Below are 19603 nucleotides of genomic sequence, written 5' to 3' on the forward strand. Positions count from 1 at the left end.
CGACAGCATCGCTGCCGGGCTTTTTCTGTTCCGGGATCGTCGCGGCTCAGCCGCGGACGGCGAGCACGCGGTTGGCGGCCGAGACGATGGCTTCGAGCGAGGCCGTCACGATGTTCGTGTTGATGCCGACGCCGAACAGCTTGCCGCCCGGATGCTCGACTTCCACATAGGCGATGGCCGCCGCGTTGGAGCCGTGCTGGAGCGAGTGCTCGGAATAGTCCGCCACCGACATCGGGATGCCGAGATAGATCGACAGGGCATTGATGAAGCCGTCGATCGGACCGGTCCCCTTGCCTTCGATGCGCTTCATCTCGCCGCCATCGGTGATCTCGGCGGCAACGATGCGCGTGCCCTTCTGGCCTGCGTCGTCCGGATAGGTGTGGTGGTCGACGAAGCGCAGGCGCGTTCCGGGCTGCGTGACGTAGCGCTGCATGAAGCTTTCATGGATGCGCTTCGACGGCAGCTCCACGCCCTCTTCGTCGGTGATGCGCTGGATCTCCTCGCGGAACTCCACCTGGAGGCTCCGCGGCAGGTTGATGCCGTAGTCCTCCTGCAGGATATAGGCGATGCCGCCCTTGCCGGACTGCGAGTTGATGCGGATGATCGCCTCGTAGGAGCGGCCGACGTCCTGCGGGTCGATCGGCAGGTAGGGCACTTCCCAGATCGGCTTGTTGGCTTGCCTGATGGCCTTCATGCCCTTGTTGATGGCGTCCTGGTGCGAGCCGGAGAAGGCGGTATAGACCAGTTCGCCGACATAGGGGTGGCGCTCGGGAATGGCCATCTCGTTGGAATATTCGTAGACCGCCTTGATGCGCTCGATGTCGGAGCAGTCGAGCTTGGGATCGACGCCCTGCGTGTACATGTTCAAGGCCAGCGTCACGACGTCGACATTGCCCGTGCGCTCGCCATTGCCGAACAGCGTGCCCTCGACGCGGTCCGCGCCGGCCATCAGCGCCAGTTCCGTGGCGGCGATGCCGGTGCCGCGGTCATTGTGCGGGTGCAGCGAGATGATGACGTTCTCGCGGTTGTCGATGTTGCGGCACATCCATTCGATCTGGTCGGCATAGATGTTTGGCGTCGCCATCTCGACGGTGGACGGCAGGTTGAGGATCAGCTTGTTGTCCGCCGTCGGCCTGACGATCTCGACGACCGCGTTGCAGATCTCCAGCGCCACTTCCAGCTCGGTGCCGGTGAAGCTCTCCGGCGAATATTCGAAACGGTAGCCGCCGCCGGCCTTGGCGGCCATGTCGGTGATCATCTTGGCGGCATCGGTGGCGATCTGCTTGATGCCGGCGACGTCCTTGCCGAACACCACGCGGCGCTGCAATTCGCTGGTGGAGTTATAGAAGTGGATGATCGGCTTGTGCGCACCTTCCAGGGCCTCGAAGGTGCGGGTGATCAGCTCCGGCCGGCACTGCACCAGCACCTGCAGGGACACGTCCTGCGGCACGTTGCCCTCCTCGACGCACCAGCGGGCGAAGTCGAAGTCGGTCTGCGAGGCGGAGGGAAAACCGATCTCGATTTCCTTGAACCCCATGTCGAGCAGCAGCTGGAACATGCGGGCCTTGCGGTCGTGGCCCATCGGGTTGATCAGCGACTGGTTGCCGTCGCGCAGGTCCACCGAACACCAGATCGGCGCCTTGGTGATCGTCTTGCTGGGCCAGGTCCGGTCCGCAATGTTGATCGTCGGATAGGCCTGGTACTTGACGGGCGCCTCGGGCATGCCCTGCTTGGGGGAATGGGTCTTCAAAATCATCGTCTTCGTCTCTTCGTCGTCCCGGCATTCGCGAAATGCGTCATAGCGCCTAACGAGGGCGAATGCACCGGAATTCATGCGTAGGGGTGAAACGAGGAGCTATCGCCGGACGGGCTTTTCGGCCGCCGGGCGCTCCTCAGCGAACCCGGCAACCGCGCGTAAGGCCGAGAAGAAGAAGCGAGGAGAAGCCGCGCGAACGCTCGCGGACAGCTGCGCTGCCGCGGGAAACTCGTTCGATGATCTGTGCGCTGGTCTTCAACATGAGGCGTCTATACCGGCGGGCGGGAGAAAGCGCAAGCACCTCCAAAGAAAAAGCCCTCCGCAACGGGAGGGCTTCGCTTTTCTGCGAGGTCCGCAAACCTCTCTTTCGTCATGCTCGGGCCTGACCCGAGCATCCACACCACACCCGCCTTGTGGATCCTCGGGTCAGGCCCGAGGATGACGGAGAGGGTGGGGCAAGCGGCTGGAAAACCTCAGATATCCGCCTGCGAGGTCACGATGCGCGAAACGAGGCCGTAGCCCTTGGCTTCCTCGGCCGAGAGCCAGTAGTCACGGTCCGTGTCCTTGGCGATCTTCTCGATCGGCTGGCCGGTGGCGTCGGCGAAGATCTTGTTCAGGCGCTCGTTCATCTTGATGATCTCGCGGGCCTGGATCTCGATGTCCGACGCCATGCCACGGGTGCCGCCCGACGGTTGGTGCAGGAGGAAGCGGGTGTTCGGCAGGCAAAGGCGCTGTTCCTTCGGCGCGGCGACATAGATCAGCGCACCGGCCGAGGCGACCCAGCCCGTGCCGATCATCCAGACCTTCGGCTTGATGAACTTGATCATGTCGTGGATCGAATCGCCCGATTCGACATGGCCGCCCGGCGAATTCACGTAGATGCGGATGTCCTCGTCGCTGGCGGCGGCGAGCGCCACGAGCTGCGAGCAGACCTTCTGCGCCAGTTCCTGGTTGATCGGCCCGTAGATGAAGATCGAACGCGACTTGAAAAGATTCGCCTCCGTTTCCTTGCCCAGGGGCAGTTCCGTCTTCTTGTCGTCTTCGTCGCTCATCCAAAGTCTCCGGATTGCTCGTCAATAGTCCTGTCGCTGTCAGATAATGCGACTCACTGGCCAAGACAATGCAACAAAACCGATAAGGGGCGATAGAGCCTCGCCGCGCCACCGGAAAACAGGGTAAATGCGCCCGGCGCGTTGCGCACTTTGCGTATGGACTTGGCGCCGGCACCGCTCCTACGATGCCGGCCTTATCGACAAAGGCGCCGGCTGCTCCCCAAGGCCGGCGGAACAGGGGACATCATGATCAGACGCATCCCGCTGGCGCTGGCCGCGCTCGCCGCCACGGCCGCACCGGCCTTCGCCCACCTCAATCCGGACGAGCACGGCTCCTTCATGGCCGGGTTCTCGCATCCGCTCTTCGGCCTCGACCATATCCTCGTCATGGTCGCCGTCGGCCTCTGGGCGGCGCAGATCGGCGGCAAGGCGCTCTGGGGTGTGCCGGCCGCCTTCGTCGCCACCATGGCGATCGGCTTCGGCCTTGCGCTTGCGGGCTTCGATCTGCCCTTCGTCGAGCCGGCGATCCTCGCCTCGGTCGTCGCCCTCGGCCTGCTCGTGGCCATGGCGGTGAAACTCGACACGGCGGCCTCGGCCGCGATCGTCGCCGTCTTCGCGCTCTTCCACGGCCATGCCCATGGCGGCGAGCTCGGCAGCGCCGGCGCCCTCGAATTCGGCGCCGGCTTCGTCGTCGCGACGGCGCTGCTGCACGTCGCCGGCATCGGCCTTGGCCTCGGCATCGCGCGCCTTTCGGGCGGCGGCGCAGCGGCGCGCATCCTCGGGGCCGTCACGGCGCTCGCCGGCCTCGTGCTCGCCTTCGGCTGACATCCGGGGGCGGCGGAAGAACCGCCGCCTTCACCCCCGCCCGCGATAGGGCTGCACGCCCTGCTCGGGGATCCACACGCCCTTCGGTGCATCGCCCGTCTGCCAGAACACATCGATCGGAATGCCGCCGCGCGGATACCAGTAGGCGCCGATGCGCAGCCATTTCGGCTCCAGCAGCCCGACGAGCCGCTTGGCGATGTCGATGGTGCAGTCCTCGTGGAAGGCACCGTGGTTGCGGAAGGAGTGCAGGTAGAGCTTCAGCGATTTCGATTCGACCAGCCAGCCGTCCGGGATGTAGTCGATGACGATATGCGCGAAATCCGGCTGGCCGGTCATCGGGCAGAGCGAGGTAAATTCCGGCGCCGTGAAGCGCACGACGAAATCCGTGCCTCCATGGTTGCTCGGCACCTTCTCCAGAACGGCAGTCTCCGGGTTGGACGGCAGGTCGACCGCCTGGCCGAGCTGCGACAGTCCCGATACGTCAGTCTTGCTCATTGTGAACCTCTTCGATCTTCACCTTGATTCCATGCGCCTTTTCCGTCTCCGGCTCGACGTGGATGGCGATCTGCGCGCCGGGCTGCACGGCACGGATGGCATCCTCGAGCCGGTCGCAGATGTCATGCGCCTCGCCCACGGGCATTCGCGCCGGCACGACGAGATGGAAGTCGACGAAGGTCGCCGCCCCTGCCCTGCGCGTCTTCAGGTCGTGAACGCCGAGGGAGCCCGCGCCATGCGCGGCGATCGCCGCCTGGATGGCCTCGGCCTCCTCCGGCTCGACCGCATGATCCATCAGGCCATCGACCGAATGGGCGATGACCCTCCAGCCCTGGTAGAGGATGTTGAGCGCGACGAGCACCGCAAGCAGCGGATCGAGCACCGCATAGCCGGTGGCGATGGCGAGAAGGAGGCCGACGAGCACGCCCGCCGACGTGACCACATCCGACAGGATATGCTGCCCATCCGCCGACAGCGCCGGCGAGCGATAGCGTTTTCCCGCGCGAATGAGCGTGAAGGCCCAGGCCGCGTTGATGACGCCCGCAAGGAAGTTGATGGCAAGACCCAGTGCCGGCGCCTCCATCGGCGCGGGCGCAAGCACCGCCGGCGCCGCCTCCGCGACGATCAGCAGCGCCGCGACCACGATCAGCACGCCCTCCAGGACCGCCGAGAGATATTCCGCCTTGTGGTGGCCGAAGGGATGCGTCTTGTCCGCGGGTTTTGCCGCATAGGTGATCGCCGCGAAGGCGACGATGGCGGCGACCACGTTGACGCTCGATTCCAGCCCGTCGGAGAGGAGCGCCACGGAGCCCGTCACCCACCAGGCGATGAGCTTCAGCCCCATCACGAAAAGCGAGAGCGGAATGCCCCAGAGCGCCAGCCGCTTGACCCGATCCGAATTTTCCATGCCATTCTCCATGCGCATGCAACCGAGTTGCAAAAAGCCTGGTCCATCAACGCAAAACCGCGCGCACGGGGACGTGCACGCGGTTTTCTCTTGGCGTCGGTATCGGCCAGTTCGGCCGTTTTGTCAAAGCCTCAGGCGGCCTTTATCTTCGCTTTCTTGGAAAGGTGGGCGACCACGTTCTCGATCATCCGTATGCCGGCGTCCTGGCCGAGCGTCATGATCGATTCGGGATGGAACTGCACGGCGGCGACCGGCTCGCTGGCATGCTCGATGCCCATGATCGTGCCGTCCTCGCTCTCCGCCGTGATGATGAAATCGCGCGGCAGCGTGGCGGGGTCGGCGAAGATCGAGTGGTAGCGCCCGACCGTCACCTCGCGGCCAAGGCCGGAGAAGACGACGCCCGGCTCCAGCACGCGGATGCGCGAAGGCTTGCCGTGCATGGGAATGGCAAGCTGGCGCAGTTCCCCGCCATAAGCCTCGGCGAGCGCCTGCAGGCCGAGGCAGACGCCGAAGATCGGCAGGCTGCGCGCCCGCGCCTTCTTGATCGTCGCCTTGCAGTCGAAATCCTTCGGGCTGCCCGGGCCGGGCGAGAGCACGACGAGATCCGGCTTGATGCGGTCGAACACCTCTTCGGGAACCGGCGTGCGCACGGTCGTCACATTCGCGCCCGTCTGGCGGAAATAGTTGGCGAGCGTGTGGACGAAACTGTCCTCGTGGTCGACGAGCAGGATGTTCACGCCCGCGCCCACGGCCGCGACGTCGCGCTGCACCTTGGCGGAGTTGCCGGACTTGGCGTCGCGGATGGCTGCGATCATGGCGGAGGCCTTCAGTTCTGTTTCGGCTTCTTCTTCCTGCGGATTGGAATCATAGAGCAGCGTCGCCCCGGCGCGCACCTCCGCGATACCGTCCTTGATGCGGATGGTGCGCAGCGTGAGGCCCGTGTTCATGTCGCCATTGAAGCCGACCATGCCGATCGCCCCACCATACCATGCGCGCGGGCTCTTCTCATGCGCCTCGATGAAGCGCATCGCCCAGAGTTTCGGCGCGCCGGTGACGGTGACGGCCCAGGCATGCGAGAGGAAGCCGTCGAAGGCGTCCATGTCGTCGCGCAGGCGCCCCTCGATATGGTCGACCGTGTGGATGAGGCGCGAATACATCTCGATCTGCCGGCGGCCGATGACCTTGACCGACCCCGGCTCGCAGACGCGGCTCTTGTCGTTGCGGTCGACATCCGAGCACATCGTGAGCTCGGATTCGTCCTTCTTGGAATTCAGCAGCTTCAGGATCTGTTCCGAATCGGCGATCGGATCGTCGCCCCGCTTGATCGTGCCGGAGATCGGGCAGGTCTCGATGCGCCGGCCGGAGACGCGCACGAACATTTCCGGCGAGGCGCCGACGAGATATTCTTGGTTGCCGAGATTGATGAAGAAGGAATAGGGCGACGGGTTGATCGCCTTGAGGCGGCGGGAGATTTCCGACGGCTTGCTCTCGCAGCGCTCGAAGAACTTCTGGCCGGGCACCACCTCGAAGAGGTCGCCGCGGCGAAAACTCTCCTTGGCCTTGACCACCAGCTCGGCATATTCGCCGGGACGATGGTCGCCATGCGGCGGGATCACGTCGACGGTCTGGAACGGCTCCGGCGCGATCGCCTCGCCCTTGCCCTCCGTCGAAAGCCCGTCCTTGGCGAAATCGTAGCGGTCGATCCAGGCCTTGGCGGCATAGTGGTCGACGACGAGGATCTCGTCCGGCAGGAACAGCACCATGTCGCGCTGGTCGTCCGGCCGCGTCAGCTTCAGGTCGATCGCATCGAACTGGAAGGCAAGGTCGTAGCCGAAGGCGCCGTAGAGGCCGAGGCTGGCATCCTGGTCCGAATGAAAGAGGTCGGTGACGGCGCGCAGCACCGTAAAGACCGTCGGCATCTTGGAGCGCTCTTCCTCGGTGAAGACCCGGTCGGGCAGCTTCACCTCGAGATCGAGACGGTTTTCCGTGCGGGCGCCGAGCGCGAGTTCCGGCACGTCCGCCAGGCGGTCGGCGATGAGGGAAAGCAGCACCGTGCCGCGGGCATTATAGGCCTCGATCCAGACGGCGCGGCCGAAGGAGGAAATGGCGAGCGGCGAATCGACGACGGCGGTGTCCCAACGGGTATAGCGGCCGGGATATTCGTAGTTCGACGAGAAGACCGCCCCGCGCCGTTCGTCGAGCTTGTCGACATAGGCGGAAATCGCATGCGCATAATCGGCGGCGCGGCGGCGGCGCGTGACGGTCACCCCGCCCTTCGTCTCGTAGGCTTCGGCGCCGTCTTCCAGGATTTTCGTGGCCATTCCCCAGCTCCGTTTCAGGCCCGCTTCGCTCAAGACGGCCCAAAAGAAAAAGCCGCCTCGAAGGTTTCGGGCGGCTTGTCGTCTCAATCACGCATGACTGGTCAAGGCCGCCTCAGCGAGCCCACCACCAGCCAGCGATGATGATCATCTTTTCCATGAGCGGAGTGTTAGCGTGAAGTGCGGGCGTGCGCAAGACCGATTGCGATCGCCCCGATACCGCTTTCCGGATGTTGCGCCTCCGCATCACCGGCCGTTGCGCTTGCTGCGCGAGGAAACGGCACGGTGAAACAATCTGTCAATATGGCGAATTTTCGCCATGTTCGGAAGTTTGCTCCTTTTGTGAGCGCATGCTAATGGCAGCGCCCCAGACATCGACATCAAGGCATGAAACCCATGGTCTCCATCATGGTGGAACAGTTCCGCGAAATGCAGGTCCTGCTCGCGGAAACGATCGCGGATTATGAAACGCCGGAGTTCAAGGGACTGGACGGCAGGATCGCCCGCGCCTTCGACACCATCTATCGGCACGACCCGCGCGATGCCGCCGAAGCCTGCACCATGGTGCGTTTCTTCCTCGACATCATCGAGGACAATGACAGCGGCGACAGCATCCATCTCATCCAGCGCGTGCGCACGATCATAAACGACTGCGCCGGCCGCTGTCCGCCGGCAATGGAAATCACCCACGGCGCGGGCATCTGACCGCTCAACCGGCAACCAAATCGGTTTTCCGGCGTTTCCTCGCTGATCTTGTCAGCCGGGAGACGGAACCATCGCCACGCTGCCTCGCCCAGACCGCTTCCGCGTTCCTTCGCCCCGTGGAAACAGGCCCGCTCCCGGTTTTCATGCAAAACCGCTGCGCATTTTCGCTGGGATTGTCCTGGCCCTCTTCGCCGCCGCCCTCATCCTGGCCGGCGCTGCCGACCTGCCGGAGGAAGGCCCACTTCCCGTCACACGGCCGGAGCAGACGGCCGGCGACGATGCCGGAAAGGCGCCGCCGGAAACGATCGAATCCGGGCAGAAGATGAAGGACGATGCGGAGAAAGCAAAGGAACGCCCCCGGGAGGACGACGGGCAGGAGGCTGCCTGCCGGGTGGCGCTGAAGGCCATCGGCGCCCTTTTCGAGGAGGCACCCGCCGTCGACGACGGCAAGGCCTGCGGCATCGACAGGCCCGTCCTGCTCGAGGGCCTGCCGGGCGGCATCAAGGTCGAGCCCGCGGCGACGATCCGCTGCGAGACCGCGCTGCAGCTTGCCCGCTGGATGGAGGGATCGGTGAAACCGTCCCTTGAGGCCGCCATGCCGGGCGAGGCCATCACCGTGCTCTCCCAGGCCTCGGCCTATGTCTGCCGCAACCGCAATGGTGCGGACGAGGGCAGGATTTCCGAGCATGCCTTCGGCAATGCCGTCGACATTGCCGGCTTTGCGCTGAAGAGCGGCAAGACCGTCACGATCCGCCCGGCGGACAAGGAGCCGACGCTGGAAGGCGCCTTCCAGCGCGCGATCACGGAGGCGGCGTGCCTCTACTTCACCACGGTGCTCGACCCCGGCAGCGACGCCGCGCACCAGAACCACCTGCATCTCGACGTGAAGGAGCGGCGCGGCGGCTACCGCTATTGCTGGTAGATGCGATTATATTTCGCCCCGCTCCTGAAAAGGCCGGGCGGCAGCGCCTATGTCAGGCATGGCCATTTGTGGCCATCCGCCATTCCCGCCCAACAAGGTTCCCGCCATGTCCATCACCCCCTACGACCTCTCCATCCCCGCCTTCCAGCGCGGTTTCGCCGTGCTTTCCAAGCTGCTCGACAAGGCCGAGGCCTTCGCCGAGGAAAGGAAGATCAAGCCGGAGATCCTGGTCAACGCCCGCCTTGCGCCGGACATGCTGCCGCTCGCCGGCCAGATCCAGCGCATGAGCGACACCGCCAAGGGTGCGGCCGCCCGCCTGACCGGCACGGAGGCGCCAAGCTTTGCCGACGACGAGACGACGCTCGCCGACCTGCGCGTCCGTATCGCGAACACCGTGTCCTATCTTGCCACCGTGCCGGAATCCGCCTTTAAGGGCGCGGCGGAACGCACCGTCGTGGTGAAGACGCGCGGCGGCGAGACGAGCTATGCCGGCAAGGACTATCTCCTCACCTTCGCCCTGCCGAACTTCTATTTCCACCTGACCACCGCCTACGCGATCCTGCGCCACAACGGCGTTCCCGTCGGCAAGCTGGATTATCTCGGCCGGACCTGAACGGGCCGAGCGGCGTACTGTTCCTCGGACCTCGTTGTTAAAAACCTCCCCCCAACCACCACCGTCATCCTCGGGCTTGACCCGAGGATCCATGTCACACGGCACGCCCTGGATTGGACGGGTGGATCCGCGGGTCAAGCCCGAGGATGACGAAGGAGAAGGCGCGGCTTGGGTGTCCAAGGCCCGATACGACGAAGCGACCAAGCGCCCGAAAGGGTCTTGCCTCGCCTCAGAACAACCCCTCGATGAACCCCTCCTCGTTGAGGAAGATCTTCTCCGACGACGGCACCTTCGGCAGGCCGGGCATGGTCATGATCTCGCCGGTGATGACGACGACGAAGCCGGCGCCGGCCGAGAGGCGCACCTCGCGCACCGGCACCGTATGGCCGGAGGGCGCGCCGCGCAGGTTCGGATCGGTCGAGAAGGAATATTGCGTCTTGGCCATGCAGACCGGCAGGTTGCCGTAGCCCTGCTCCTCCCAGATGCGCAGCTGGTCGCGCACCGACTTGTCCGCGATCACCTCGCCGGCGTGATAGATATCCTTGGCGATGGTCTCGATCTTCTGGAAGAGCGGCATCTCGTCCGGATAGAGCGGCGAGAACTGCGACAGGCCGGATTCGGCAAGTTCCACCACCTTGCGTGCCAGGTCCTCGATGCCGGCCGAGCCGAGCGCCCAGTGACGGCAGAGGATCGCCTCGGCCCCGAGCGTCGCGACATAGTCCTTCACCGCCTGGATTTCCGCATCCGTGTCCGAAATGAAATGGTTGATGGCGACCACGACGGGCACGCCGAACTTCTTGACGTTCTGCACATGGCGGCCGAGGTTGGCGCAGCCCTTCTTGACCGCGTCGATATTCTCCCGGCCGAGATCGTCCTTCTTCACCCCGCCGTTCATCTTCATGGCGCGCACGGTGGCGACGATGACCGCCGCATCCGGCTTGAGCCCGGCCTTGCGGCACTTGATGTCGAAGAACTTCTCCGCACCGAGATCGGCGCCGAAGCCGGCCTCCGTCACCACATAGTCGGCAAGCCTCAGCGCCGTCGTGGTGGCGACGACCGAGTTGCAGCCATGCGCGATGTTGGCAAAGGGACCGCCATGCACGAAGGCGGGATTGTTCTCCAGCGTCTGCACGAGGTTCGGCTGCATGGCGTCCTTCAAAAGCACGGTCATCGCGCCGTCCGCCTTGATGTCGCGGGCGAAGACCGGCGACTTGTCGCGGCGATAGCCGACGATGATGCTGCCGAGGCGCTTTTCGAGGTCCTTCAGGTCGGTCGCAAGGCAGAGGATCGCCATGACCTCCGAGGCGACCGTGATATCGAAACCCGTTTCGCGCGGATAGCCGTTGGCGACGCCGCCAAGCGAGGCGACGATGTGGCGCAGCGCGCGGTCGTTCATGTCCATGACGCGCCGCCAGGCGATGCGGCGGATGTCGATGTTCTGCTCGTTGCCCCAGTAGATATGATTGTCGATAAGCGCGGAAAGCAGGTTGTGCGCCGAGGTGATGGCGTGGAAATCGCCGGTGAAGTGAAGGTTCATGTCCTCCATCGGCACGACCTGCGCATAGCCGCCGCCGGCCGCCCCGCCCTTCACGCCGAAGCAGGGCCCGAGCGAGGCTTCGCGGATACAGGTGATCGCCTTCCTGCCGATGCGATTGAGGCCGTCGCCGAGGCCGACCGTCGTCGTCGTCTTGCCCTCGCCTGCCGGCGTCGGGTTGATCGCGGTGACGAGGATCAGCTTGCCGTTCTTCCTGCCTTTCTGCGCGGCGATGAATTCGGCACTGATCTTCGCCTTGTCATGGCCGTAGGGCAGCAGGTGCTCGGGCGGAATGCCGAGCTTCTCACCGATCTCCAGGATCGGTCTTTTCTTGGCGGCGCGGGCAATTTCGATATCGGATTTCACGTCGGCCATGCGGTGTCGCTCCCTCTCGGCACAGCTACCGCAACCGGGTCTCCTCCCCTGACGGCGGTGCTTCCTTCATTATCTGCCGCGCCATTTCATCGTGAAGCCGGGGGCAATGCCACACCGGGTTTTGCCGCTTGCTAGACCAGAAACGACATGGGGGGATAAATTTGCGGCGAATAGCGAATAGCGAATAGCGAATAGCGAATAGCGAATAGCGAATAGCGAATAGCGAATAGCGAATAGCGAAAGAGATCGCGCCCCTATTCGCTATTCGCAACTCCCTATTCGCTCCCTACCGCGCCAGCACGTCGCGCATCTCGACGAGATTGGACCGCACGCGCAGGACATAGAAGCCCATCGTAGCAAGATGCGTCGGCATGATCCAGCCGTCCTCGCGGCCGTTGGAGATGATCGCCGGCTGGATGTTGAGGGCGGATCGCAGCTGCTTGATGCTTTCCGTCCAGAGCGGCTCGATGCCACGCAGCCTGATGACCGCATCGAAATCCGCGCCGGCGGCCGAAAGGATGCCGTAATAGCCGTAGAGCTGGCCATAGGCGAACCAGTAGCGGTCGTCCGCACGCGTATCGAACCAGCCGCCATTGTGGAACTCCGACCGTTCGCGAATGATCGCGGAGGTCGAGCCGATGTCGTTGGCGATGCGGTCGAGGAATTCGATCAGGTTGTCCGAACGGCCGTCGAAGATCGCCTCGCAGGATTCCAGCGCGGCGTTGAACTTGCGCAGGTCCGCCATCGCCGTGCGGTAATAGGTCGGCGTCGGCGTCTTCGGCAGCAGCGAATCCGAGCCGAAATACCAGGTCTCCTCATCGAACTGGATATTGCCGCGGGCCCGCTGGAGGTCGGCATTGATGCCAGAGGTGCCGCGTACGCGGCCGAGCGAATCGACGAGCTCGACCGCCGTGCGGCGGACCGCCTGGTTGATGCCGCGCTGGAACGAGGCCTTGTTGTCGAACCAGGGCGTACGGTCCCAGTCGAGCCCGAAAAGGCCGAGCTTGTAGAGCAGCATGGACGAAATCCAGGCATTCTGGTTGACGTTGTAGTCGATGAGGTCGGCCGTCACATCGACGATGGCCGAGCGCACGCAGGTCTTCGGCTCCGGCTCGGCGACCTCGCCCGCTGCCGGCGTGGTCGCCTGCCCGCCCGATGCGCTGCCGGCATCCTGCTTGCGCTGGGCGAGATTGTAGGCGTTCACGTAGTCCGGGCTGAAGCCGGTCCACATCTGGGTCTGCCAGATGAAATAGGCGTAGAAGCCGACAAGCAGGAGCAGGCCGATGCCGATCGGCCCCTTGATGATCCAGCCGCGCGCCCGATACCAGTTCGTCACCGTCATGAACGGCCAGAGGATCCAGGCGATCACGAGGCCGATGCCCCGGCCGATGGCCGCGAAGATGCGTTGGAAAAACGCGACGATCGGGTCAAGCATTAGGGTCGTCCTCTCTGATGCCGAAAAGTTTCCTGCGGAAGGCAGCCTTGTCCTGCAGATAGGTCCGCGTCAACGTCGCCACAACATAGGCGCGGAACTTTTCGCTGTAGTGTTCGTAGGCGGCGTAGAACCCCTGCTTGTCGAAGACGAAGCGGGAGACGAAATCATAAGGAACCATCTGTGAAATCAGGCGGTTGACCAGCCACTGGTCCGGATGCTCCGGCGCTGCGCGCACCAGCATGAAGCGCCGCTGCGGCGGCACTTCGGCGATCTTGATCTCCCCCGTCGATGCGAGCGTTCGGATCGCCTCCTGCAGGAAGGGATAGGTGCCGTCGCGCGCCATGAGCTCGGCATTGCGATGCATCCAGGTCTGCAGCCAGATGCGGTCTGCCTTTTCGAGATCGGCGGTCGGATCACCCCGGTTGACGAGGCCGACCACCGTCATCTCCGCCCGGTGCTGGAAGAGGCCCGACGGCTCCACCCAGGAGGCGCGCGGCAGTTCCAGCCGCTTCGTGGAGGCCAGGAAATCGAAGATACGCTTGTGGTCGTCGAGCGCGATATAGCTCACCTGCCAGGGCCGGGAACGGCGGAAGCCCGGCACGGTCGGGTCGCAGATGACCGTCGTCGTCTTGTCGTCGAGGAAGACGTAGACGCCGCCGAAATGGTTCGCCCAATAGGCCTCGTGGCGGAAGACGAGCTGGTCGGGCACCAGCGCGTTCTGGCGGATGTCGCCGGTCTGTTTCGCCAGTTCCACCATGCGGTTGAGCATGGCATCGTCCGCCCAGGCATTCGGCACGGTCTTCAGCCGGTCGACGAGGCCGCGCAGCTCCCCCGCCTTGCCGAGCATGTCCTCGGCCGACAGGACCTTGAAGCGCACCTCGTTGATCGAGAGCAGGTCGTCGATGTCGTTGACGACGGAAACGGAGTCCTCGATCTCGCCATAGAGCGCATCGCGGATGGTGATGGCGTTGATCGCCCGGGCGTTGGCCGAGAAGAACTCGTGCATCAGCGCCGCGGTGTTGGAAAAGCTTGTATGCACGACCGGCAGGTTCACCTGCTCCGGCGTCATGATGATGAAGCGACGGTTGACGCGGTTCGGATCGAGATAGTCCCGATCGCCGAGTTCGTCGGCGATCTCCGGCGAAAACCCCGTCATGTCGATGCGGAAGCTGGGAAGCGCCGTACGGCGCATGCCAAACCCGTCGAGCGCCTTGTTGTAGCGCTCCACCAGATGCGGCTCATCGACCGGCAGCAGCCGGCCATAGATCAATTCGGCTTCGAGGAGGCGTTTCATGCGTCTTGAATCACTCGCTTACCGGCCTTTTATTGTCTTCACCCCAGAAAAGATCATCGAGATCAACACGCAAGGCCTTGGCAATGCTCCTGAAAACCGAAATGCTGCCCTCCTTCTTGCCGGTTTCGATCTCGGAAAGATAGGCCGCGCTGATGCCGATGGCCTTCGCCAGGTCCTTGCTTGTCATGCCGCGGAAATCGCGCCAGACGCGGATCGGGCTCTCTCCGTCGATCAGCCGGTCGACGAATTCGGACGGAACCTTGAGATCGTCGCCCTCCGCGATGCGCCGTTTGGCTTCGTCGTAGGCGGCGACGTCCTCCAGCATTTCCGCCATCTCGACGAGCGCCTCGTATTCGGCCCGCGCGAGCACGACCATCTCTTCGCCGCCCGGCGTGGTAAATCTGGTCACCTTGTTCATCGCCCGCTTCCTTCAGTAGATGCTTCCGCGGCTATCGACTTCAAGCACATCAAGAACGTCGCCATTTGCATCGAAGATCACACGCCAGTTACCGACCCGCAATCTAAAGCCCGCACGTCCCTGCAGCTTTTTGACATTTGCTTTCTGCGCTGCAGGATCGGCAGCATATTGGTAAATCTTCCGTCTGATCTTGTCGGCTTCGTTTCTCGGTATCCGGGCCAGCGTCCTTAAAGCCGGTGCATGAAAGACGACCTGTTTCATGGACACTAAACCTCACCCGGGAAACAGGCAATAAAATTCGCTAACAGCTAATTTTTACCACCGTCCCTCCGCCTTCATCGTCTCGATCTCGCGGATCGCCTTCTCGCGCTGGCGTTCGCGGCGGATGATGTCGGAAACCGCCGCGTCGTCGGATTTGTCCGTGTAACGGAATTCGCTGTCGGCGTAGCGGTTGATCTCCTGGAGGACCATTTCCATGGTGATCGGGCCGCGCAGTTCCTCGATCATCGCCTTTTTCTCGTCGTAGCCCTTGTGCATGAAGGCGCCGGCAGTGGCGAACCAGTCGTCCGGCAGGTCCACGTCCATGGCGCGCATCTTAATCGCGTCGGTGATGTTCTTGATGGCGCGGCCGGTGAAGCGGGGCTCGGCGATCTTGATGCGATGGAGATAGGCGCCGACATCGGCGAGCGACTTGATGGCGCCGTGCTCCTTCTCGTGCATCTCCCAGACGGCGAGAAGGCCCTCTTCCTGTGGTTTTGCATGTTGTCCGTAGGAGGTGGAGACGGCACGCTTGATCTCCTGGCCCTCGAAGAGCGTGTGCGCGCCGAGTGGGATCGAGTGGTTCTTGCCGACCAGCATGGCGAAGATGTCGATATAGTCGTCCTCGGTCTGCGGTCCGTCGACCAGCCAGCGGGCGCCGGCGCGCTGGCGCAGCGCATCGTCGACATTTTCCGGATAGTTGGAGAACATGCCGAAGGTGCAGTTGCCGCGCACCACGGTCGAGGCACCGGCAAAGCTTTCCATCAGCACCGCGGTCACCTCGTGCTGGCCGGCCGAGGCCCGGTCGTCCGAACGTTTCGCGGCGACCTGATCGACGTCGTCGATCGTGCCGAAGCCGATCGCCTTCGGGTTGATGACGTTGTTGACGAATTCCTTGCAGTTCTGGCCGGATTTGCCCTGGTAGGAGGAAATCTGGTCGACGCCGAAATTCTCATAGTGGAAGGCGTAGCCGGCGGTCTGGCAGTAGTCGTTGACGAGGCCGGCGAGCATTTGGATGAGGATCGTCTTGCCGGTGCCCGGCATACCGTCGCCGATGAAGGTGAAGAGGAAGCCCCCGAGTTCAACGAAGGGGTTGAGCTGGCGCTCGAAATCATAGGCGACGAGCATCTTGGCGAGCTTCATCGCCTGGTATTTGGCGATGTGGTTGCCGATGATCTCTTCCGGCTTCTTGAAGGTCATCGTGAGCGGCTTGCGCTTCTGGCCGGGCGCGACGTCGAAGCCGGAGAGGGTGAAATCGTCCTGCTCGATGCGGATATGGGCATTCTCGAAGCCGGCAAGGCCGGTGAAGCGGGCGCGGCGGCTGATCAGCCCCTCGATGGCGACGCGAGCGAAGGCCCGGGCGCGGGAAACGAGCGCCGCATCGTCCGGCGCGCCGGCAATCGTCCGGTCGAGGCCGGCGACCATGCTCTTCAGCGCGTCCTGCAGCGTGTCGAAGAGATAGTCCGGCTCGCCGCCGTCCTCCACCGGTTCGCCCTCGCCCGGCAGCGTCGCGCCGAGATAGGCGGCGAAGGTGAAGGCGGCGATATAGGCGGAGGCGGAAAGCAGCGCCTTGAACTGGTTCGCCTCGTCACCCGCCAGGGGCGAGGCGAGATTGCGCGATTGCAGGCCTTCGAGATTGGTCTGGCGGGAAAAGGCATCCGTCACCGCCAGGGCGACCTGAAGACCACGGCGGGAGCGGAAGAGCACGGCATGCTGCTGCGGCGAGAGCAGCGGGTCGGCGGCGCGCACGGACTGGATGGTCCTTGCCAGTTCCACCTCGCGCGTGCGCCGCGCGCCGGCGGTCGAGACCGTCGACACAAAACGCCGGCCGGTGCCGGCAAGCGCGGTGCCCTGCCTGCCGTCGTCGCTTTCGAGGATGACGAGTTTGGTGACGAGGCTCTGCGCCGTCGCCTGGTGCTTGGCGATATCGTCTTCGTGGATCGTCGTCAGTCCGGCATTGAGGCTCATCGGTCTCAGTCCTTCTGATGGCTCGGCGGCAAAAGCCACCGAGGGATTTGGGCTCCGTCAGGAGCGGTTTGCCGCCGGTCTCCCCGAAGCATCCGCGAGAACGCGACGGGTGGAGCGTGAAAGCGGCCGGCGGATCGGCGCCCGCCTGGCCGGGCGGATGTTCACCCTTCGCTGATCACCTGGTTTCCCGAGATCACATGCACCTTGTAGGCGCCGAAAATGCCGGCGGTCTCGCCCGCGGCATAGAGCGCCTGATAGGCATCGTGCGGCACCAGCGCGTGTTTCTCATAGGCGCTGACGCCCATGCGGGCGGCCTCGAGATCGTCGGTCTCGATATGGAACTCCTCCTGCGCCGGGGTGGAACTCCAGAAACCCTTCTTCGCCGGGCGCTCGGCCTTGGAGAAGACCTCCTGCACGGTCCAGGTCAGCAGCCAGGCGTTTTCCGGCTTCCGCACCTTGGAAAGGATCTCGTTGACCCGCTCATTGTTCTCGGTGATGCCGGCCGAATAGAACGGCCCCAGCACGATGCGGCGCAGCTGCTTGGGATGCAGCGTCGGAAAATCCCGGTCGAGATTGGTGGCGATCGTCGCGGGGGTAAGCGAATAGGCGCTGTTCTTCAGCGCGAAATCGTCGAAGCGGCTGGCGAGCTCGGGATTGAGCAGGCCGCCGACCGGCAGCGGGATGTCCACCTCCGGATTGAGCTTGCCGTCCTTCGTCACCAGCATCTTGATGACGTTCTCGCTCGAATCCTCGATCGTCGCCATGTAGACCATCGGCAACGTCGCCGTGCCGTCGAAGGCGCCCCAGCACACGACGTAATAGGGCCGCATGGTCTTCGGGTTGACGGCGACGCGGATCGTCTCCGGCAGCACGAAGGGCGAGAAGATGTCGCCCTTGCCGATCTGCTCCAGGTAGAGCCGCTCGGCCATGCGCGCCTGGAGATCGCCCGGGAACGCCTTGTGACGCAGGATGAAATCCGCCATCTCGCCGCGCAGCTGGTCGGCATTCGGGATCGCGGCAAGCCGCTTTTCCGCGCTCTGCCGGTCGTTCTCCAGTTCCAGCACGTTCTGGAACACCGGAAAGCCGCTCTCGGCGCGTGAGACGCGGAACTGCTGGACGAAGCCGATGCGGTTCTCCCAGCAGGCGAAGGAGGCCTTCAGCCGGGCAAGGTAGGGCACGACGATCTCGCCCACCACGCTGTTGCGGTAGAGCGGCGAGTTGCGGTCGGCAAGGAAGATCTCAAGGCCGCCGAGGGCGGCGCGGATGGTGGAGAAATATTGTGCGACGGCGCTGTCGGCGGGGGCGTTCATGGCGCATCCTCACTGGCACTCCAAGACTGCCCCTCATCCGGCCTGCCGGCCACCTTCTCCCCGTGAACGGGGCGAAGGAGATATGCCGCGCTGGTTTCCTCAGCCAATACCCATTCGTGGGGCAAGTCCCCTCTCCCCGCTTGCGGGGAGAGGGTTAGGGCGAGGGGCAATGGCATGCCTGCGACCATCACTGCTTCACGTAGTTCGCGGTGTTGTGCTTGTCCATGACAGCCTGGAAGCGCCGGGCGAAGGCGTCGTCGGCGAGCTTCTTGCGGCGCTGGATGTCCTGTGTCGCCAGCATGTTCTTCTCGTGCATTTCGAGGAGATCGCCGATATGGCGCTGGGCGGCCGAGCCGATGCCGGCCATGGTCTCTTCCGCGGCCGTGTCGACCTGCGAGCCGAGCGTGTTGATCTTGTGCGCCACATCCTGCTGCGCGGCGGTCTTCAACGAATCCTCCAGCGCCTTGTAGAGCACGATGCGCTGCTCGGTATCGATGGTCAGCTTGTTGATCAGCGTGTTCTGCGCGGCGATCTGGTTGTTGAGCGAATCGACGAAGGTCTGGAACATCGAGGTGTAGCGTTCCAGCGTCTGGCTCTCGGCAAGCAGCTCCTGCTCCTTCGCCTGCATCTGGTTGTATTCCGTCGCCAGCGCCGAGCGCTCGCCTTCAAGGTCCGTGCGGGTCTTCTGGTCCGTCGAAGCGGCGATGCGGTTCTCGAGATCCATCAGCAGCGGGTTCAGTTCCTCGATGCGCTTCTGGGTGGCCTCGAGATTGGTCATCGTGCCCTTGCGCCGCTCGATCACCTGCACGAGGCTCGCCTCGGAGGTCTTGTAGCGCTGGTCGAGGATCGACTTCTGCTCCTTCAGGATGCCGACGATCGTGTCGGACTTGGAGAGAAGTTCCTGCAGGTTGCCGGCGAGCGACATGTTGCGCACGCGGTCGGTGCGCATGCGCTGCATCTTCTGCTTGGAGAAGATGCCGATGAACTTCTCGTAGCCCGTATAGCTCTTCATGCTCTCGAATTCGGTGCCGAAGATGTTCGTCGCATCTTCGAGGCCGATAATGAGGTCGGCGATATTGCCTTCCATCACGCGCTGCTGGGCGATGACGTCCTGGATGCGGGCGTTCTCGATGTCGAAATTGACATCGCCGAGCTTGGTGTCCGCCTTGGCGAACTGGTCGAGCACGGTGCTCGACTGCTCCAGCTTGCTGCGCATCTGGTTGACGACGCTGCGAGTCTTCTCGATTTCCGCATCGAAGTTCTGAAGTGTGGCCATGCTTGTCCCCTTGAAACTCTCCACGGCAGACGTCTGCGCCGCCCGATTTATTCCATCGCGGCAACACTATACGATTTCAGGCAGATAGGAACCTGCCCGCCGCCTCTACCGAACAAGATGTGGGACGGCACGGACCGCCCAC

17 protein-coding genes are annotated in these 19603 nt (G+C 63.8%); 4 read left to right on the forward strand and 13 right to left on the reverse strand.

The window, feature by feature from the left end; genetic code table 11:
• Nucleotides 1–46 precede the first annotated feature (46 nt).
• Nucleotides 47–1756, reverse strand: a complete 1710-nt coding sequence (gene leuA / locus AABQ55_RS18800) for a 2-isopropylmalate synthase (RefSeq protein WP_272806101.1) — start codon at nt 1754–1756, stop codon at nt 47–49.
• A 473-nt stretch (nt 1757–2229) separates the two neighbouring features.
• Nucleotides 2230–2808, reverse strand: a complete 579-nt coding sequence (locus AABQ55_RS18805) for an ATP-dependent Clp protease proteolytic subunit (RefSeq protein WP_117366840.1) — start codon at nt 2806–2808, stop codon at nt 2230–2232.
• 246 nt (nt 2809–3054) lie between these two features.
• On the opposite strand from AABQ55_RS18805, the gene AABQ55_RS18810 reads away from it, so the two are divergent.
• Nucleotides 3055–3633, forward strand: a complete 579-nt coding sequence (locus AABQ55_RS18810) for a HupE/UreJ family protein (protein WP_272806102.1) — start codon at nt 3055–3057, stop codon at nt 3631–3633.
• A 30-nt stretch (nt 3634–3663) separates the two neighbouring features.
• Here AABQ55_RS18810 and queF read toward each other — a convergent pair whose 3' ends face one another.
• The 3 genes from queF to AABQ55_RS18825 form a co-directional block, all read right to left on the reverse strand.
• The gene (gene queF / locus AABQ55_RS18815) at nt 3664–4128 is read right to left on the reverse strand and encodes a preQ(1) synthase (RefSeq protein WP_272806103.1); all 465 of its coding nucleotides are present in this window, start codon (nt 4126–4128) and stop codon (nt 3664–3666) included.
• Nucleotides 4115–5035, reverse strand: a complete 921-nt coding sequence (locus AABQ55_RS18820) for a cation diffusion facilitator family transporter (RefSeq protein ID WP_272806104.1) — start codon at nt 5033–5035, stop codon at nt 4115–4117. The genes queF and AABQ55_RS18820 overlap by 14 nt, the downstream gene beginning before the upstream one ends.
• A 131-nt stretch (nt 5036–5166) precedes the next feature.
• Nucleotides 5167–7356: an anthranilate synthase gene (locus tag AABQ55_RS18825; RefSeq protein WP_272806105.1), complete on the reverse strand. Its 2190-nt coding sequence runs from the start codon at nt 7354–7356 to the stop codon at nt 5167–5169.
• A gap of 384 nt (nt 7357–7740) precedes the next feature.
• Between AABQ55_RS18825 and AABQ55_RS18830 the strand changes: the two genes are divergently transcribed.
• The 3 genes from AABQ55_RS18830 to AABQ55_RS18840 all read left to right on the forward strand — a co-directional run bounded on the left by AABQ55_RS18830 (nt 7741) and on the right by AABQ55_RS18840 (nt 9593).
• On the forward strand, nt 7741–8058 hold the full coding sequence (locus tag AABQ55_RS18830; protein WP_244767062.1) for a hypothetical protein: 318 nt from the start codon (nt 7741–7743) through the stop codon (nt 8056–8058).
• A gap of 322 nt (nt 8059–8380) precedes the next feature.
• Nucleotides 8381–8980 carry an extensin-like domain-containing protein gene (locus AABQ55_RS18835; RefSeq protein ID WP_336314385.1) on the forward strand — a complete coding sequence of 200 codons (600 nt, stop codon included), beginning with the start codon at nt 8381–8383 and terminating at the stop codon, nt 8978–8980.
• Nucleotides 8981–9086: 106 nt separating this feature from the next.
• Nucleotides 9087–9593: a DUF1993 domain-containing protein gene (locus AABQ55_RS18840; protein WP_272806106.1), complete on the forward strand. Its 507-nt coding sequence runs from the start codon at nt 9087–9089 to the stop codon at nt 9591–9593.
• Nucleotides 9594–9822: 229 nt separating this feature from the next.
• Here AABQ55_RS18840 and AABQ55_RS18845 read toward each other — a convergent pair whose 3' ends face one another.
• From AABQ55_RS18845 to AABQ55_RS18880, 8 genes are all read right to left on the reverse strand, one after another.
• Nucleotides 9823–11502 carry a formate--tetrahydrofolate ligase gene (locus AABQ55_RS18845; protein ID WP_272806107.1) on the reverse strand — a complete coding sequence of 560 codons (1680 nt, stop codon included), beginning with the start codon at nt 11500–11502 and terminating at the stop codon, nt 9823–9825.
• A 286-nt stretch (nt 11503–11788) separates the two neighbouring features.
• Nucleotides 11789–12937 carry a DUF2333 family protein gene (locus AABQ55_RS18850; RefSeq protein ID WP_244767065.1) on the reverse strand — a complete coding sequence of 383 codons (1149 nt, stop codon included), beginning with the start codon at nt 12935–12937 and terminating at the stop codon, nt 11789–11791.
• Nucleotides 12930–14231, reverse strand: coding sequence for a DUF6638 family protein (locus AABQ55_RS18855; RefSeq protein ID WP_244767066.1), 1302 nt, complete (start codon nt 14229–14231; stop codon nt 12930–12932). Before AABQ55_RS18855 ends, AABQ55_RS18850 begins: the two co-directional genes overlap by 8 nt.
• Before the next feature lie 10 nt (nt 14232–14241).
• On the reverse strand, nt 14242–14649 hold the full coding sequence (locus AABQ55_RS18860; RefSeq protein ID WP_280530988.1) for a helix-turn-helix domain-containing protein: 408 nt from the start codon (nt 14647–14649) through the stop codon (nt 14242–14244).
• Nucleotides 14650–14661: 12 nt separating this feature from the next.
• The gene (locus tag AABQ55_RS18865) at nt 14662–14910 is read right to left on the reverse strand and encodes a type II toxin-antitoxin system RelE family toxin (RefSeq protein ID WP_272806108.1); all 249 of its coding nucleotides are present in this window, start codon (nt 14908–14910) and stop codon (nt 14662–14664) included.
• Nucleotides 14911–14964: 54 nt separating this feature from the next.
• Nucleotides 14965–16875: an AAA family ATPase gene (locus AABQ55_RS18870; protein ID WP_272806109.1), complete on the reverse strand. Its 1911-nt coding sequence runs from the start codon at nt 16873–16875 to the stop codon at nt 14965–14967.
• 161 nt (nt 16876–17036) lie between these two features.
• Nucleotides 17037–18185, reverse strand: coding sequence for a hypothetical protein (locus AABQ55_RS18875; RefSeq protein ID WP_244767069.1), 1149 nt, complete (start codon nt 18183–18185; stop codon nt 17037–17039).
• Nucleotides 18186–18372: 187 nt separating this feature from the next.
• Nucleotides 18373–19461: a hypothetical protein gene (locus AABQ55_RS18880; protein WP_244767070.1), complete on the reverse strand. Its 1089-nt coding sequence runs from the start codon at nt 19459–19461 to the stop codon at nt 18373–18375.
• Nucleotides 19462–19603: the final 142 nt, after the last annotated feature.

The organism is Shinella sp. WSD5-1 (assembly GCF_963942435.1).
GTDB lineage: Bacteria > Pseudomonadota > Alphaproteobacteria > Rhizobiales > Rhizobiaceae > Shinella > Shinella yambaruensis.

Coding starts and splice junctions, on each gene's coding strand:
- AABQ55_RS18860 (WP_280530988.1), bottom strand. CDS start 14,649: ATGAACAAGGTGACCAGATTTACCACGCCGGGCGGCGAAGAGATGGTC.
- AABQ55_RS18855 (WP_244767066.1), bottom strand. CDS start 14,231: ATGAAACGCCTCCTCGAAGCCGAATTGATCTATGGCCGGCTGCTGCCG.
- AABQ55_RS18835 (WP_336314385.1), top strand. CDS start 8,381: ATGAAGGACGATGCGGAGAAAGCAAAGGAACGCCCCCGGGAGGACGAC.
- AABQ55_RS18830 (WP_244767062.1), top strand. CDS start 7,741: ATGAAACCCATGGTCTCCATCATGGTGGAACAGTTCCGCGAAATGCAG.
- AABQ55_RS18820 (WP_272806104.1), bottom strand. CDS start 5,035: ATGGAAAATTCGGATCGGGTCAAGCGGCTGGCGCTCTGGGGCATTCCG.
- AABQ55_RS18845 (WP_272806107.1), bottom strand. CDS start 11,502: ATGGCCGACGTGAAATCCGATATCGAAATTGCCCGCGCCGCCAAGAAA.
- queF (WP_272806103.1), bottom strand. CDS start 4,128: ATGAGCAAGACTGACGTATCGGGACTGTCGCAGCTCGGCCAGGCGGTC.
- AABQ55_RS18875 (WP_244767069.1), bottom strand. CDS start 18,185: ATGAACGCCCCCGCCGACAGCGCCGTCGCACAATATTTCTCCACCATC.
- AABQ55_RS18880 (WP_244767070.1), bottom strand. CDS start 19,461: ATGGCCACACTTCAGAACTTCGATGCGGAAATCGAGAAGACTCGCAGC.
- AABQ55_RS18825 (WP_272806105.1), bottom strand. CDS start 7,356: ATGGCCACGAAAATCCTGGAAGACGGCGCCGAAGCCTACGAGACGAAG.
- AABQ55_RS18810 (WP_272806102.1), top strand. CDS start 3,055: ATGATCAGACGCATCCCGCTGGCGCTGGCCGCGCTCGCCGCCACGGCC.
- AABQ55_RS18870 (WP_272806109.1), bottom strand. CDS start 16,875: ATGAGCCTCAATGCCGGACTGACGACGATCCACGAAGACGATATCGCC.
- leuA (WP_272806101.1), bottom strand. CDS start 1,756: ATGATTTTGAAGACCCATTCCCCCAAGCAGGGCATGCCCGAGGCGCCC.
- AABQ55_RS18840 (WP_272806106.1), top strand. CDS start 9,087: ATGTCCATCACCCCCTACGACCTCTCCATCCCCGCCTTCCAGCGCGGT.
- AABQ55_RS18805 (WP_117366840.1), bottom strand. CDS start 2,808: ATGAGCGACGAAGACGACAAGAAGACGGAACTGCCCCTGGGCAAGGAA.
- AABQ55_RS18850 (WP_244767065.1), bottom strand. CDS start 12,937: ATGCTTGACCCGATCGTCGCGTTTTTCCAACGCATCTTCGCGGCCATC.
- AABQ55_RS18865 (WP_272806108.1), bottom strand. CDS start 14,910: ATGAAACAGGTCGTCTTTCATGCACCGGCTTTAAGGACGCTGGCCCGG.